Here is a 17,193-nt window from a genome sequence, read left to right as displayed (position 1 = left end):
GGCACAGTGCGTGGGCACGCGGGGCCACCGAACCTGTGAGGCGGCCCGGTGAGCCCGGCCGCCGTGCCGCTGCCCGCGCGGGTCCGGTCGCTGCTGGGCGAGGCGATCGCGGCGTATCAGGGCAGGCCCGGCCAGCGCGCCCTGCACGAGGTGGCCCGGCACCTCGACGGGCCGCTGCGGGTGGCGATCGCGGGGCGGGTCAAGGCTGGGAAGTCGACGCTGCTCAACGCGCTCGTCGGCGCGCGGGTCGCGCCGACGGACGCGGGCGAGTGCACGAAAGTCGTGACCTGGTACGCCGACGGCCCTCGGCCGATGGCCACGGCGTTCCCCCGGTCCGGCGCGCCGGTCGGGCTGGCGTTCACCGGCGCGGACGGCCAGAGCGCGCCAGACCTGGCGGGCCGCGCGGCCGAGGACCTCGACCGGATCGAGGTCGCTGTGCCCAGCGAGTGGCTGTCGCGGATGACGCTCGTGGACACCCCCGGGATGGGCTCGCTCACCGAGTCCGCGGGCAGGCGCACCCAAGACCTGCTCGGCGAGCGGACCGGTGTGGACGCGGTGCTGTACCTGCTGCGGCACCTGCATTCGTCCGATGTGGACTTCCTGGACGCGTTCAGCGACAACGGGGTCGGCGAGGCCAGCCCGGTCAACGCGATCGGCGTTCTGTCCCGTGTGGACGAACTGGGCGGCGGCCAGGGCGAGCCGCTTGCGGTCGCGGCGCGGGTCGCCGCCGCGTACCGGGCGGACTCGCGGGTGCGCGGCCTCGTGCACACGGTCGTGCCGGTCGCCGGGCTGCTCGCCGAGACCGCCGCGGCCCTGGACGACACCGACTTCGCCGACTTGGCCGCGCTCGCCGCGATCGACCCGGCCGTGACCGCGCCGTCGCTGCTGTCGGCGGCCCGGTTCGTCGCGCCGTCGCGGTCGGTGCGGGTGCCCCCCGAGGTCCGGCGGCGGCTGCTCGACCTGCTCGGCCTCTACGGCGTGCGGGTCTGCCTGGACGCCATCCGCGCGGGCGCCGCGTCGGCCGACGAGCTGCGCGTAGTGCTGCGCGACCACAGCGGCCTGACCGCCCTGCGCGACCTGCTGCTCACCCAGTTCGCCCAGCGGCGCGACATCCTCAAAGCCGATAACGCCCTGCGCGTGATCGAGGCCCTGACCCGCGAAGACCCCATCCCAGCGGCGAACCGCCTGCGACACGGCGTCGAACGCCTGCGAGCAAGCGCCCACGAGTTCGCCGAACTGCGCCTACTGACCGAGTTGCGCCTCGGCGGCGTGCCCGCACCAGCCCCGCAACTGGCAGCCATGGAACGCCTCCTCGGCGGCCAAGGCATGGACCCGGTGGCCCGCCTCAACCTCAGCCCCGACTCACCCCCAGACACCGCCCTCGCCGTAGTGACCGGCCACTTGGAACACTGGCGGCGAGTCGCGCAGAACCCGCTGTCAGACCCAGCGCTGTCCCGGGCGGCGCAGATCCTCCAACGCACCTGCGAAGGCCTCAGCGAAACCCTGCGACACCCCGCGCCCCACCGCCCCCCACCTGCCCCGTCGTGGCCCGCCCCCGCCCACTCCCCACCGCGGCCGCCACCCACCCAAGACGGCCCGACCACCCAACTCCCACGACCCAACCCGAGCGACGACCGGACCGTGGTCATCAGACACCCATACCGTCCCCGCCCGCACTGACCCCCGGTCGCGAGCGACACCGCCCAACCGCGCCTACTACAGATCTTCCTGGAAGCGCAGCGGTTCAAACCCGACCAACGCCCCTGGTGCTTCACGCGGGCCCCGTGAACACACTCATCTACCGATGAGCCTCGGTCCGTTCGTAGTGTTGTCACGCCATGTGGACGTCATCGTCTTGTAGGGCGTAGACCTCTGCGAACAGTTCGAGGTGTTCAACGTCGCCGACCAGTTCGGGTTTAGATAGTGGGCGCCGCAGGAGGATTCGCGCGGGATGTCGTTGGTCGCGGCTGGGACCGCTGCTGTTGGTTGGACGTGGTTGACGGTCGCGGTAGCTTGGATCGGTGAAACCCGACCGCGACTTCCGTCACCACCGGGATCACGGGGCGGGGGTAACGCTCGGTAGCCACCCTCCGATATCGCCATGCGAGACTGGCTGCTCGTGCGCGGCATCGCACTCGACGCTGTTTCGCGACTTCCCGGTCAAGCCGAGAACGGAGCCCGGATGACGTCCATCGGCAAGTCGCTGCCGCCCACTGGCTTGCCCGGCTTGTTCCACGTTGCCGACTCGATGTCCCTGCGCGGGCAGCGGGATCACCTGCGAGGGCTGGGAGCCCGCTTGGCGCTGGCGATCCTCGCGGCCGCTGGCGGGGCGTTCACCGTGCGCGTCGGTCCCGTCGATGTCATGGCCGTGATCACCGGAGTGGCACTGCTGGGCATCCTGTTCCTCGAACTTCACTTCCGCGCCGACTCCCCGGAAACCCGATGGTACGACGGCCGGGCGCTGGCCGAGTCGGCGAAGAGCATGGGCTGGCGGTACGCCGTCGGCGGCTTGCCCTTTCCGCTCGGCGCAGACGAAGCCGCGGTGACCCGGCGGTTCATCGACCAGACCGAGACGCTGCTGAAGGACGGCCCGACCAGTGACATCCCGGTGCCCAGCCGCCCCAGCGTCAGCGACGCGATGTGCGAGTTGCGTGCTTCTGACCTCGCGACCCGCCGAGCCGCTTACCTCTCCGATCGCATCCACGAGCAACGGGCGTGGTACGAGGGCTGGTCCGAGGCTAACGACTATCACGCGCGCAGCGCGCGGAGGATCCTGTACGTCATCACCGCCGTTGGAATCGTCGCCGCCTTCGCGCGGGCGTTCGGGTTCGTCTCCTTCGACCTGGCGGGCGTCGCGAGTGCGCTGATCGCGGCTGCGGCGGCGTGGTCGGGCGCGAAGCAGTACGCGACGCTGGCTCGCGCCTACGCGTATGCCGCAATGGAACTGCGGATCGTGGAGGACCGCCTCATGCTGGAGACCGATGAAGCGACCTGGGCCGCCGAAGTGGCTGACGCGGAAGAGGCCATCAGCCGCGAGCACACCATGTGGCGGGCTTCCCGCACGCGGGCCACTCCCTGAGCCAAGGGTTGCCCGTCCGGCGTCATGACGATCACCTGGTCGAATCTTTTAACGTGGCCGTGCTCGACCTCAACTACGACAAGCACGGACCTCGAAACGCGTCACCGGCGTCTTGAAGGAGCGATGAGCGAAAACCCCGCCTCACGGCCGCACCGAGTCCGCGTGAGCGCACCACGGGTCTATGTGTCCTCGACCTACCAGGACCTCAAGCACTGCCGCAGCGCGATCCGGATCGCCTTACAGCGGATGGGTCTCGACGACATCGCCATGGAGACCTACGCCGCAGGCGAGGATCGGCCCCTCGACCGCTGCTTGGACGACGTCCGGTCGGCTGACGTCTATGTGGGTGTCCTGGCTTGGCGGTACGGCTTCGTGCCGGCGCAGGAGACAGCCTCGATCACCGAACTCGAGTACCGCACCGCCGGTGAAGCGGGCGTGCCGCGGCTGATGTTCGTGCTGGACCCCGACGCAATGTGGCAACGCTCGGCCATGGACAGGGACTCCACCCTGATCGACACCTTCCGCGATCACGTCCTCGACACCCACGTGTGCGACACGTTCGTGTCCGAAGACGACCTCCGGGCCAAGGTCGCCGAGGCGGTCGGCCGGCACCTGCGGGAGCGGCACGGGATCACGGTGGGGTCGGACGCCGCGTGGGAGGCGTACTGCACGCGCCTGATCCAGGAGTACCAGCGTCTCGATCTCGAAGCGCTCACCCCGCCCGACCGCGATGAGCACCTACAGATCGCGCTGAGGGATGTCTTCGTCGAACCGGATGTCCGGGAGGACATGCCGGACACTGAGCTGCCTAAGGAACTGCTGCGCAAGCTCGCCGAGGCGGCGGATCCGGCCAACTCGGAACTGCCTGCCGGGCTGGACCGGCACCTCGTGGAGCAAACCCGCGATTCGTACCGGCGCCAGCCCGCCCGCAGTGCGTTCGATGGGCTCACCTCGCCCCTAGCCCGCACGTGTGTGCTGCTCGGGGATCCCGGCGCGGGCAAGTCGACCCTCGCCCGGTATCTGGCGTTGGCGCTGGCTGAACAGCGCACTGGGCCGGCGCTTGCCGCCCTCGAGGGCTTGCGGCCGATCCTCATCGAACTGCGCGACTACGCGCTCAAGTGCGACGACTACGAAACCTTCGGCAGCTACCTCGACTACCGCAGGCGCACCGACGGGTTGGGGATCGACGAGGCGACGGTCGAGACCTTCCTCCGCGACGATGGGCGTGTCCTGGTTGTCTTCGACGGCCTGGACGAGATCTTCGAGCCGCGATTGCGCGAGACGGTCTCCCGCCGCATCGCCGGGTTCGCGGCGCAATTCCCGACTGTGCGGGTGATCGTAACCTCGCGGGTCGTCGGCTACCGGCCGCGGATCTTCCGGGGCGCTGGCTTCGTGCAGTACACCGTGCAGGACCTGGACACCAACAAGGTCGACGTCTTTTTACGCCGGTGGTACCAGCTCGCGCTGCACGACCGGCCGGCTGCCATCGAGATGCGCCGGGAGCGGCTCACCCGGGCGATCAACGACTCCGCGCCCATTCGCGAGCTGGCTGGCAACCCTCTGCTGCTCACCATCCTCGCGATCATCGGCAAGCACCAGGAGCTGCCTCGGGAACGCTGGAAGGTCTACGACCACGCGGCCTCGGTGCTCGTCCAGCACTGGGACGTCAACAAGCACCTGGTCGACGAAGACATCGACGCGGACGTCATCCGCGAGGACGACAAGAAGGAGCTGCTGCGCAAGCTGGCCATCCGGATGCAGGTGGGGAGCCACGGGTTCGCAGGCAACAGCTTGCTGGAAAGCGACCTGCTCCAGGATATCGAGAACTACCTGGTCGAGCGTTTCCGCTATGAACCGGCGAAGGCCGCCGCGATCAGCACGGCGATGGTCAGGCAGCTGCGCGAACGCAACTTCATCTTCGCCCGGTACGGCTCGGGGGTCTACGGGTTTGTTCATCGCGCCTTGCTGGAGTTCTTCAGCGCCGGTGACGTCGTCAACCAATTCGAGAAGGCACAAACCTTGTCCGAAGACGACCTGGTTGAACAGGTCATCCTGCCGCGCAGCGAGGACCCGGCGTGGGCCGAGGTGCTTCGGCTGATTGTCGGTATGGTCGACGCGACTGTGGCCACCCGGCTCGTCCACCGGCTCCTCCGCAGCACCGGCACCCACCGATCGTCGGCGTTGGACCGGCGGCCGCTTGCCACAGTCGCGCTGGCCGCACAGTGCATCGCCGAGATCCGCAACGTGAACGCTGCGGCCAGCGCGGCCGAAGACACCCTGCGGGCGATCATGGAGCTGCTCGAGTCACCGAAGCGGTCGTTCGGCGACGACGTCCGCGAGTCCCACCTAGAAAAGACTGTCCTCCCGGCGCTCAACGCGGTTTCCGTCTGGCCCGGGCGCGCCGCGTTCCACCACTGGTTCGTGCAGCGCGGCCGATACGCCACCATCACCCCCGCCGCAAAGCTCGGCGCGCGATTTCTGGCCGCGTTGTTCCAGAACGACGACCAAGTCCGCGATCTCCTCCACGAAACTGCCCACAGCGGCATCCCCCAGCAGCGAGAGGCTGCGCTCCTGGGCATCACCCAGTCCTGGAAGACAGCCGCGGAAACCATCCCGCTCATCGCGGAGGGCCTGGCAGACGAGGAGGCGTTCGTCCGCCGCACCTGCCTCGACCTTCTGGTCACCAACTGGCCGGACGACCAGCGGACGCACGACCTGATGCTGCGCGCCGTAAAGGATGCGGACGCGGATGTGCGCAGCCGGGCGATCGAAGCACTGGCCCAGCACGCGAACAAGGTGCCAGCGGCGTGGCCCACCGTGACCCGCGCGCTGCGTGGCGACGCCAGCCCGTCCGTCCGCGATGCGGCCATAACCGCCTTGGCCTCCAGCGCCACCGACCCCCAGAACACTATGGCGCTGCTGCTGCACGCTTGCTCCGACCCCGCGTGGAAGGTGCGGCGGTCGGCACTCCGTTCGGTAGTGGCGCGCTTCGCCACCAACCCCGCGGCGTTCGACCGCGTGCACGCCGCAGCGCGGGACAGTGACGAGGACGTCCGGCAGACGGCTGTCGAACTGCTGGCCAGCCGATGGCCGGAGGATGCCGTGTCCGTCGACACCGCCCTCCAGGCCATCCGGGACACCGACCCGAAGGTGCGACTCGCCGCGGTCCGGGTCATGGCCCAGCGGTGGCATGACGACCCGGAAGTGGCCGAAGTACTGAAGCACGCCCAGAACGACTACGACGGCGACGTTCGCGTCGCGGCCTTGACCGCGTGGTCCGATCCGATTGGTCACCCGGCGGAGTACATCGCCATCCTGGAGTCGGTCGTCGCCGAAGACCCGGTCGCCGATGCTCGGCGAGCCGCGCTCGAAACCCTCGTGTCGAACGCTGCCGAGTACGGCGGGCTGGCCCTCCACCACGGGATCGCCGATCCGAGTCCCGCTGTCCGGTCGACCGCCCTGAAAAGCCTGTCGGGCGTGACACCACGGCTCTCCAGCTTCCGGCTGGTCGTGCTGCGCCTGTGCGAGGACCCCGCCGAAATCGTCCGCCGGCAGGCCGTCGAAGTCGCGGCACGGTTCTGGGGCGAGCGGCCCGAAACAATGCGGGTCCTGCAGCGGGCGGCCCGGAGCCGCTCCTGGAGGTTGCGCCGGTCGGCCTTGGAATCACTGGCTTCACGTTGGCCAGACGCGACCGAGACGGTCCGCGCCCTGCACCGGGGCCGGCGTGATCCCGACGACTCGGTGCGGTACACGGCGACAACCATATCGGCGAGCCTGGCGTCCGGCGCCGACGAGCTCACCGCCGTCGTCGATGCGGCCATCTACGATCCCGACCCCTGGCTACGACACTGGGCGGGAGCGCTCGCCTGCACTGTGACGACTGAAGCGGTCGAAGCGTCCGCCCCGGCCACCCGAACCTCGGCGATGCGCCGGGCCGGTCTGCGCACCACGGCCCGATCCGAGTTCGGCGAAGGTGCCGTGTCCACGGTCCGGGCCGCGATTGACGATCCCGATCCGGACGTCCGTCTCGTGGCCGCCGAAATAATCAGCGCCCGCCGCGACGAGTTCTCGGATGCGCTGAGCCTGGTCACCCGGTTTTCCCGCGACGAAGATCCGAACGTCCGCTGGTGCGGTCTCGCTGTACTGCTGGCGGCGTGGCCGGACCACGACGAAACGAGCAACGCGCGCGGACGCGGGCTCACCGATCCGTCCGCGGGGATCCGGCGGCTGGCGCTCGAGTCACTGATCGTCACCGAGCCGGATGTCACGGTGGTCCGCCGGGCGGCCACCGCGGCCATGACCGACACCGACTGGACGGTGCGGCGGCTGGCTCTCGACACGCTCTGCCTGCGGTGGCACGACGAGCCGGAGTTCCGCACGAGCCTCCGAGCGGCCCTGCACCACGTGGAGCAGAACGTTCGCCAGGCCGCCTGCGCCGCACTGTGGGGTGCCTATCCGGACGAGGAGTCGACGTTCACCGCGCTGGCGGACTGCGCGCGGGATCCCGCGCGCAGTCTTCGTGTACAGGTTTTGCGCGGCCTCGCAACCAACCGGCCGCACGACAGCCGAGTCCGGGATCTGCTGGCGATCGGCCGCCGTGATCACGATCCGACAGTGGCCGTGGCAGCGTGGGAACTGCAGCGTGGAGCGGCGGACAGCAACGCCTTCGAGGAAACTTGCCGGGCTGCGGACCTGCGCCATCCCGACGTCGTCGCCCGGCAGTTGGGCGCGGACCGACTGGCCCGGCTGTTGTCGATCACCGATGACGACGAGGACCTGTTCCGCATCGGCATCCGTGACACCAGCGCCAGCATCCGGTTGGCGGTCCAGTTCGCTTTGACCTCGATCGTGCACGAACATCGGGTGAAGTCCATCCTGCGGTACGCCGGGAATCATCCGAATTTCCAGGCTCGCATAGTCGATCTCGAGGTACGCGCGGCGCGGTGGCCTGATTCGGCTGAATCGCACGAGGCGATCCGGAGCGCCTTGGAAGACTTGCACAACGTGGTTCGATACACTGCTCTGAACCTTCTCGTCGAATCCCGGCCGGTGGCCGCGTCATCGTTCGAACCCGTCGTTCGTTCGCTCGTTGATCCCGATTCGGGGGTACGATTTTCGGCGATTCGAATCGTTGCCACGTGCCATCTTGACGAGCCGAAGACTTTACAATGCCTCAGTTCGGCATTTCATGATTATAATGCGCGCAACCGGCAAACCGCGTTGGAAGCCCTGATAATCGGGTGGCCACGACACACAGCGACGTTAACAGCCGTCGAGGAGGCAGAAACCGACGACGTCAGGTCCGTGAAGGAATTCGCCCGCTACGCTCGGATGCGCCTACAGTCGGAGGCTGTCTCACCTGCGGCGACGACCACGAGTCCGCGATCTATCGCACTCGAACGAATCCGCGATTGCGACCTGCGCTTTCCCGACGCCTCGACCTCCAGGCAGGTGGTGCTGGATTCGACGAGATCTGCGGACTGGCTGGTCCGCCATGAGGCTCTTCAAGTCCTGGCACGACGGTGGCCCGATTGGCCGGAGACCGAACTGGCGTTCGCTCAGTCAGCCACCGACGAAAACGAGAACGTTCGCACGATGGTGATGCGGCGACAGACGGAAGTGGACTCTGACTCGCGCGCCAGGGTTGCGATGCTTCGCAGGGCAGCGCTCGGGCCGAACCGATCGGAACGGAAGCACGCAGTCGACCTGCTTGCGCTGTGGCGCACCCCGGAGACGCAGGAGGTCCTACTCGAAGCCGCGCGAGACCGGGAAATCGTCCTTCATAACGGAGCCATCCGGGAGTTGGTCACCGGCTGGCCCGTCGACAACCGGACGCGGGACGCTCTCGGCTGGGCCGTGTGTTCGTCGTTCGAGTGGCTGCACTACATGGCTCGCGAACGCCTGAGCGGCAATGAACCCGTCGCTCCTCCCGATCACTCCTTACTGCGCACCGTCCGGCGTGTCGGGGATCTTCTGCTCCTGGCGTCTTGGTGGAGCGAAAACCCGGACGTGACAGCCGTTCTGCAGGAGCAAGCGCCGTGCCACGACGTTATCCGAGTGGCGTCACTGACCAATGTCCTCGGCAACGCAGGCGCCACGCCGGAGACCAGGCCTCTGCTGCTCTCGGCCATGCACGACGTGTGCCCCGCCGTTCGACGGCTCGCGCTCCAGGGCTTGGCTCGCATGGACGACCCGGCCTGGATCGCCAATGCCATCACGGATCCCGACCCGCACCTTCGCTTCCTCTTGTGCTCCTTGCGCAGCGTCACCGACCCTTCCCCCCAGTTCTCGGCCGAGCTTATCCAAGCGCTCCACGACGAGCCGGACGACACCTTTTCCTTTCGGATGTTCCAGGTCGCCGCGGCTCGCGCCAGCGCTGGTCTGCTCGAACCCACGGCACTGGCGGACGCGACGCAAGGAGCGCCCTACCTCACAGCCAGTGACCAAGAATGGCTCCAGTGGCTGGTGCGGGCGACGAGCGCCGCCGGGCACGCGTCAGGCGAGGCTGAAGAGATCTCCTGAGACAGGCACCAACAATCACCGTTCGCGGCGACGGCGACAGGACAATGAGCCAACGGGCCCGCTCCCGACCACGGCTAGACACTGGAGACTATCACCACCCGAGATCTGGTCGCCGCCAACAACCGTCCGCCGATCAAAGACGACGACCTGCGTATAACGGACGTGCCATATACAACTTCCGCTCATGCTGCCGGCTGGGCTGGCTGCTGGCGTTGATGCTGCTCATCTCCTCGCGCTGTCCCGATCGCATTGGGACGGACGGCTCGCTGGTGCTGCTGCGTGACCAGGACCGGACCCGCTGGGACCGTGCCGCTGATCGAGCGCGGTTGACACGCGCTCATGCCGATGAACGAGCGCTGCGAATGTCGACGGTCAGGTCGTCCTCAGTCGCTCTTAACGGATACTAGCTCGTCATCAGGCGCGACCAACTCGGCGATCTTGGTGGCAATGACCTCCATCGAATCTTCCGCCGTGTCCAACCCGTTTCGGGAGCCAAGCAAAGGGCTGACTTTTCGGATCTCTTCGTAGGTCGTCTCGTGCACGACAGGTATTAGCAGGTCACGCGCTAGAAGCTCCGAGAGCTCCTTATCAGAGACCCCCCGATTGTCGACGCGTTTTAGCAGCGCAGGGGTAATAAGGACGAGCCCCACCCGCGACTTCGCTAGGCCCCTGTCGATCTCTCGCATGAACGGCTGGCCGAGCAAGATGTCCTTTTCGCTGAACCAGACCGACACGCCTGCGGCTTCGAGCAGGTCGTTTAGCTCCGTAGCGGCACCGCGCCGGTCGTCCCACGCATGGCAGAGGAAAAGGTCGCGAAGTTCGGGCCGCTGAACTCTCAACTCGAGCGTGCGGCGGTAGGGAGTCAGTGCCCGGACTTGGTCAGGTGTGTAAGTCACGGCCGAGCTACTCGGCGACCACCTCGGCCGCGTACTGCGGCCGACGGACCCACCCCCGCCGCTCGCGCCGCCCCCACCGCCACCGCGCGGCGTGTAGCCCAACGACGAGTGGGAGGATGGAGGCGGCGAGTAGTATCCAAACCTTCGGCCGCCGCATGCAGGGCAGGCCGCAGCTCCGCTGGCGGTTCGATGGCCCTGAACCGGGGCCGTGCACCTATTCATGACCAGATCATAGTTGGCGCGGCGTCGTCGGTAGTGGTGATGGTGATGCTGTGGGTGAAGTCGTTCAGCCGGACGGGGCACGCCACCAGTTGTCGGACTAGCGCTGCCATAGGTCGCTCAGGATAAACGCCTCATGGCGAGGGCGGTGCAGGAGCCGGTTCGGCTGCCCCATCTCGATCTGCGCGGTTCTCCTGCCGACTGCCAAACGGTCGCAACCACAGATTTACCATCTTGCGAACATCCGCTCATGCCGCTGAGGAAGCGGCTGGCCGGTTGATGACTCGCGAGATCACCACCTGTCAGGTGTCTGGTTGACGTGCCTTCGGCCGGTTTCTGATCAGCGTCAGGATTGTCTGGTCCTGGGCTGCCTGGGTCGGGAATACTGCCGCCATGCCTGGGAGTCACCGTCTGCGCGCGACGCAGGAGCAGGCCGTCCAGGCTCCGGTCGCCGCGGTCGTGCCGACGGTCACCCAGGCGGTGTCGATGCGGTCGATGTCGGCCGCGCTGGCTTCTGGGGGCGCGGGGCGGTCCGCGGTGGCGACGATGTTGCCGCCGTCCGCGGGGAACGCGATGATCGCTCGGTTGCTCGCCGATGAGGGGGGCGCCGCGGCGCCGGGGGAGGCGATCGCGGCGCGGATCAGTGCCCGGGCGGGGGGTGGTAAGCCGCTGCCGCCGGAGGTGCGGGCTGAGGTCGAGGGCGGGTTGGGCGCGCGGCTCGGCGATGTCCGCATCCACGACGACGCGGAGGCGGCCGAGTTGGCCACTCAGCTTGGGGCGCGGGCGTTCACCAGCGGGCAGGACATCTTCTTCAACACGGGCGTCTACAACCCGGCCACCGCCGACGGCTACGAGGTGCTCGCCCACGAGCTAACCCACACCTTGCAGCAGTCCTCGGGGGCGGTCGCCGGGCGGCAGGTCTCACCCGGGCTCACGGTGAGCGACCCGAACGACCGCGACGAGCAGGTCGCCTACCGCACCGGCCGCGAACTCGCCGCCGCCCGCGGTTCCGGCCCGGTCGAGCAGGCGCCGATCACGCCGAGCCCGGACCCCCGCATCGCCCGGATGGTCGCGCCGAGCGCGCCGCGGGCGATCCAGCGTGAAGCGGTGACCGCCCAGCGCGACACCGAAGTCCAGCGGGAAGACGACTCGCTGCTGGGCGACCTGATCCCGGACTTCATCCTCGACGGCGTGCGGCACGCTGTGTCGGCCATTCCCGGCTACACCATGCTGACCCAGCTCATCGGCGTCGACCCGCTGACCGACCAGCCCGTCCACGTCGGCCGCGAGCAGCTGATCGAGGACCTGCTCACCTACGGCCCGTTCGGGCCAGCGGTCGGGCACCTGCTCAGCACGATCGACGTGCTGGACGACGTGTTCTCCGTGGTCTCCGGCGAACTCGCCGCGCACGACCTGACCCTCGACCGGGTGGGCCGCGAGATCGAGTCGGCCTGGTCGGAGCTGTCGATCAGCGAGGGCATCGATGGCAACGCCGCCATGCTGCGCCGCCACGTCAACGGCATCCTGGACGACGCCACGGCGGCCATCCGGGCGCTGGTGGACCGGGTGATCGAGCTCGTCCGCTCGGTGATCGCCGAGGTCGCCGAGCCGGTGTTGCAGACCCCCGAGATCAAGCCGGTCTGGGACTTGGCGCGCAAGGTGCTGCACCACGACCCGCTGCGCGGCGAGGACGTCAGCGCGCCGACCGTGGAGATCCTGGCCGACTTCCTGCGGCTCATCGGCCAGGAGCAGCGGCTCGCGCAGCTGACCGAGCGCGGCGCGCTGCAGCAGGCCGCCGACTGGCTCGACGCCCAGTTCGCCACGTTCACCGGCATCGGGACCGACCTGATCGCGCTGTTCCGCGACGCGTGGGCGGCGATCCAGCCCGCGAACCTGCCGAACCTGCTCGACACGCTGCCCGCCCTGGCGCAGCGCGCGTTCGCCCTGGTGCGCCGGATCGCGGACTTCGCGGTGACGATCATGGCGAAGGTGCTGGAGCTGGTGAAGCAGTCGCTGCTCGGCTGGCTGAGCGAGCACGCGCACGAGATCCCCGGGTTCCACCTGCTGACGGTGATCCTGGGCCGCAACCCGTTCACCGGGGCCGCGGTCCCCCGCACCGCGGAGAACCTGATTCGCGGGTTCATCACCCTGATGCCCGGCGGCGAGGCAACCTACACCCAGCTCGCCGAGGCCGGGGTCATCGGCGAGGCCGCCGCCCGGATCGAGGGCGCCATCGCGCGGCTGGGCATCTCGTGGGAAATGATCGTCGCCACGTTCCGCGGCATCTGGGACACGCTGTCGCTGGACGACCTGCTCAACCCGCTGGGCGCGTTCGACCGCATCCTCGACCAGTTCGGCGAGCCGCTGGGCAGGCTGGTGGAGTTCGCCGCCGAGGTGATCCAGGTCGTGATCACCCTGATCCTGCGGCTGATGAACTTCCCGTCGGACCTGATGGGCAGCATCATCGACAACGCGATGGCCGCCATCGAGGACATCAAGCGCGACCCGGTGGCCTTCCTCAAGAACATGATGCTGGCGCTGAAGAACGGGTTCGTCGGCTTCCTCGACGAGATCCTGACCTTCCTGGTGCAGGGCCTGAGCGCGTGGCTTTTCCGCGGCCTGGGCCAGATCGGCGTCACGGTCCCGGCCGACCTGTCGCTCCAGTCGATCCTGACCCTGGTGGTGCAGGTCCTCGGCGTCAGCGTCGACATGCTGTGGCGCAAACTCGGCCAGCACATCGGCGAGGAACGCGCCCAGATGCTGCGCGCGGGCATCGACCACGTGCAGGGCGCGTGGGCGTTCATCAAGGACGTCCAGGAACACGGCGTCTCGGCGATCTGGTCCTATGTGGTCGATCAGCTCGGGAACCTGTGGGACACCATCATCGGCATGGCCCGCGACTGGGTCATGACCGAGATCGTCCAGGCGGTCACCGCGCGGCTGATCTCCATGCTCGACCCCACCGGCGTGATGGCGGTGATCCGCAGCGCCCAGGCCCTGTTCAACGCCATCCAGTCCGGCATCGAATACCTGCGCGACATCCTCGCCATCGTCAACGAGTACGTGCTGACCTTCGCCCAGGTCGCCGCGGGCAACGTCGGCCCCGGCGCCGAGAAGATCAAGATGGGCCTGGCCCACGCCATCCCGGTCGCGATCGGCTTCCTGGCCAACCAGGTCGGCATCGGCAACGTCCCGGAGAAGATCGTGGAGATCATCGGCGGCCTCCGCGAGATGATCGACCAGGCCCTGGACTGGCTGTTCGAGCAGGCCATGCGCCTAGGGGCCGCGGCACTGAACGCCCTTCGCGGCGGCGGGCGCGAAGACGAGCCCCCACCTCCTGGCGCGGAAGAACCGCCGGCGCGAACACCGCCCGCCGAGGACACGCGTACCCAGGACCAACTCATGGCCGCGCTCCAAGCGGCTGTGGCCGAGGCCGAGCCGATCGCGCGGACCGAGTTCGACGAGGCGCAACGGCGGGCCGCGTTCGAGACCATCAAGAACCGGCACCGGCTGGCCACCCTCGAACTGATCGTGGATGCCACCCTCCCACAAGGACATCAGGCGCACCTGAGGGCAACGGTCAACCCGACCTGGGACGGCGCCGGATACGTTCTCCCAGACATCGCGGACGGACCGAATGAGGTCGTGATCGTGATGAACCTGGGCGCCCCTCCTGGCCGCGCTGGTTTCGAAGGAGTGCTGCTGTCACCAGGCCAGGTCGGCCTGCCGTCCGGGTGGGTGCGCGCTCACCTAGTGGGACAGGGGTTCGGCGAGGAGTCGCCGCACGGCATCTTCTATGCCCCTGGCACCCTCAACAGCCGCATTCAGAACAAGCACATCGAGGAAATTATCCGCGGCATCTACGCCGACCGGCTTCCCGGTGCTGTCTTCCACCTCACCGCCAGGGCGCAACCGCACAGCGGTCCGCCTTATCCGAGGCTCTATATAGTCAAGTATCAGCTCGACGCGAGCATGCCTGGAGTCTCCCGGATGTCGATTTTCGAGGCAGAAGCGTCGGTCAGCGACTCGGTCACGCCTGCTCCACGCGTCCGTGCGGCGATCCTGGAGATGAACATCGACGCGATCTACCGGTTCACGAACTTCGAGCTGCCCAGAGCCGGACTCGAACGGCCATGACCAGGAGTCACGGCCCCATCCTCCAGACCGCCGCGTCCGTGGCCGAATCAGACCGACCGACACCTGCCAGCAGCATCCCGTTCGGTGTGGTGACCAGGGCATAGCCGTACAGGGGAACAGGCGCGCCTGACTCGGGCCGTGCGTCCCATCGTTCCCACTGCTGCTTGTTCGCCTGGCGCCAGCAGCCGATCGCGGGTTTGTCCGTGGCGCCGACCGAGCCGCATGTCCACAGGGAACCGTCCTGGGCCTGCGTGACTCCCGTCAGGGTCGGGGTGTCGTCCGGGACGTACGGGGACTGTTGCCAGGTGACGCCGTCCGCCGAGACCCACACCGCTGGGCCTTGGCGAGCTCCTGCCAGTGCCGCGCCCACGGCCACCAGGCCGTCCGAGGTGCGGGCGGCTCTCGACACGGTCTGCGGTCCCGGGCCGCTCAAGCCGGTGGCGGGCAGTCTGGTCCATGAGACGCCGTCCGGGGAGGCCAAGACCGCCACGTCGCCTGCCGTCTTGTCCGTGCCGCGGTCCACTCCGAACGCCAGCAGTCTGCCGTCCGGGGCGACGACGACCGCCGTGAGTTCCTTGACCGGGGAGCCGGGGGCGATCTCGCCAGTGGGCGGCGCCAGCGTCCATGCCGTGCCGGTCGGCGAGGTCCACACCGCGGGGCGGCGGGCCGGGCCGGTGCCGGTCCAGCCGACGGCGACGAGCTTGCCCTGGCCCGCGACGACGTCGGTCAGGGCGCCCTGGTTCTCGAACGGGACGTCGGCGGGGGCGCCGTCGACCCACGCTCGGGGCTGTTGGCGGTCCGACAGTCCGACCGCGACCTGTTGGCCCGTGGGCGAAAGCGCCACCGAGCGGGCCGCGTCCGGGCCGTCCGGGGCGGTGATCAGGGCGCCGGACAGCCGGGCCGTGCCCGCGGCGGGGGCGACCGGGGACGGCGCGATCTGGGACTGGCCGCCGGGGGGCGGCGCTTCGCCGGTGTCGCGGGTGGCGAAGAAGACCACGCCTGCGGCGACGGCCGCGATGCCCGCGATGGTGGCCAGCGCGGTCCACCGGCCGCGGGAGCGGGAGCCCGCGGTCTCGGTGGTGCGCACGGCGACGGTGGCGGGGCCGAGGGCGACTCGCACGTCGGTGGCGCCGGTCAGGCCGGTCCGAGCCAGGTCCACTCGCTCGACCACCGCGACCGGTGGGGGCGGTGGCATCGACGGGGGGCGCGGCGGTGGCGGGGGGCGGTATGCGGGCGGTGGCACGACTCGGGGGGCCGCGGCGATCGCGGCGCCCAGGCTGACCGTGTACTTGGGGTGGGCGTCCACGGCGATGCGGATGCCCAGTTCTCGCGAAAGCAGTTGGCGCACAAGGGGGATGCGGCTGGACCCGCCGACCAGCAGGACCGCGTGCAGCCGGGTCGGGTCTACGCCCGCGCGGGTGACGACCTGGCCGAAGACGCCGACCGTCGCCTCGACGCGGGGGCGGATCAGGGCCTCGAACTCGGCGCGGGTGACCAGGACCTGGCGGGTGACGCCGGGCAGCATCACGGAGATCAGCGCCTCGGTGTCGGTGGACAGCGCCTCCTTGGCGTCCACGACGGACTGGAGAAGCTGCGCCAGGCCCGCCGCGGTGGCGCGGTCGGCCGGGTCGAACGCGGTGACGTCGATGCCCGCCGCCGCGCCGACGTGGCGGAACAGGGCGTGGTCGAAGTCGACGCCGCCGATGGAGTCGTCGCCGCCGGACTCGCCGTGGATCTCGACGCCGGTGGCGGTCTTGCGCACGACGCTGGCGTCGAAGGTGCCGCCGCCGAAGTCGTAGATGCCGATCAGCGCGCCCGGCTCGACGCGCTCCTGCGCGGCGTACCAGGTGGCCGCGGCGACCGGCTCGGGCAGCAGGCCCACCGACGGCAGGCCCGCGCCGCGCGCGGCCTCGACGAGCAGCCCGCGCCGGTAGCCGCCCCACTCGGCGGGGTGGGTGAGCACGACGTGGCTGGGTGGGCCGCCCTGCAACTCGGCGACCTTGTCCACGGTCCAGCGCAGCACCCGGCCGAGCAGCTCGTGCGCGGCGAACCCGGTGCCGCCGACCATCACCGGGACGTCGTCGCCCATCCGCCGCTTGAACTCGCGCGCCTGCCGCTCCGGCTCGGCGAGCCCTCGGCGCCGGGCCGCCTCGCCGATCAGCATGCCGCCGTCCGGCCGCAGGAACAGCACCGAGGGCACCGCGTTCGCGCGGTCGCCCAGCGGCACCGTCTGCACGCCGCCGTCGCGCCACAGCGCCGCAGCGGTGTAGGTCGTGCCGATGTCGACACCGAGCGGATAGGTCACCGCGCCACCGTACTGGTCTCGATCACGAATCGAAC

Annotated in this window: 7 protein-coding genes; 5 read left to right on the top strand and 2 right to left on the bottom strand. The window is 69.1% G+C overall.

All coding sequences use genetic code 11. From position 1 onward, the window contains the following. The first annotated feature begins 48 nt into the window (after positions 1 to 48). The 4 genes from ACZ6SD_RS00935 (at position 49) to ACZ6SD_RS00920 (ending at position 10,008) form a co-directional block, all read left to right on the top strand. Positions 49 to 1,680 (top strand): dynamin family protein, encoded by a 1,632-nt coding sequence (locus ACZ6SD_RS00935; protein WP_465314810.1) that lies wholly within the window; start codon positions 49 to 51, stop codon positions 1,678 to 1,680. Positions 1,681 to 2,101: 421 nt separating this feature from the next. Then, complete coding sequence (locus tag ACZ6SD_RS00930; RefSeq protein WP_465314809.1) at positions 2,102 to 3,079, top strand: DUF4231 domain-containing protein; 978 nt, start codon at positions 2,102 to 2,104, stop codon at positions 3,077 to 3,079. 123 nt (positions 3,080 to 3,202) lie between these two features. Further along, a complete protein-coding gene (locus tag ACZ6SD_RS00925; protein ID WP_465314808.1) occupies positions 3,203 to 9,601 on the top strand; it encodes a HEAT repeat domain-containing protein in 6,399 nt (2,132 codons plus the stop codon). Between the two features lie 44 nt (positions 9,602 to 9,645). Continuing rightward, positions 9,646 to 10,008, top strand: coding sequence for a DUF6596 domain-containing protein (locus tag ACZ6SD_RS00920; protein WP_465314807.1), 363 nt, complete (start codon positions 9,646 to 9,648; stop codon positions 10,006 to 10,008). On the opposite strand, the gene ACZ6SD_RS00915 is transcribed toward ACZ6SD_RS00920, so the two are convergent. Beyond that, a complete protein-coding gene (locus ACZ6SD_RS00915; RefSeq protein WP_465314806.1) occupies positions 9,985 to 10,497 on the bottom strand; it encodes a toll/interleukin-1 receptor domain-containing protein in 513 nt (170 codons plus the stop codon). The two genes, ACZ6SD_RS00920 and ACZ6SD_RS00915, sit on opposite strands and share 24 nt — an antisense overlap. 612 nt (positions 10,498 to 11,109) lie before the next feature. On the opposite strand from ACZ6SD_RS00915, the gene ACZ6SD_RS00910 reads away from it, so the two are divergent. After that, positions 11,110 to 14,853: an eCIS core domain-containing protein gene (locus ACZ6SD_RS00910; RefSeq protein WP_465314805.1), complete on the top strand. Its 3,744-nt coding sequence runs from the start codon at positions 11,110 to 11,112 to the stop codon at positions 14,851 to 14,853. Between the two features lie 7 nt (positions 14,854 to 14,860). Here the strand turns inward: ACZ6SD_RS00910 and ACZ6SD_RS00905 are convergent, their stop codons facing one another. After that, positions 14,861 to 17,158 carry an Hsp70 family protein gene (locus ACZ6SD_RS00905; protein WP_465314804.1) on the bottom strand — a complete coding sequence of 766 codons (2,298 nt, stop codon included), beginning with the start codon at positions 17,156 to 17,158 and terminating at the stop codon, positions 14,861 to 14,863. Between the last annotated feature and the right edge of the window lie 35 nt (positions 17,159 to 17,193).

This window comes from Actinokineospora sp. NPDC051303 (assembly GCF_055586285.1).
The sequence above is the reverse complement of the archived record's forward strand: the minus strand, read 5'-3'. Positions and strand labels throughout refer to the sequence as shown.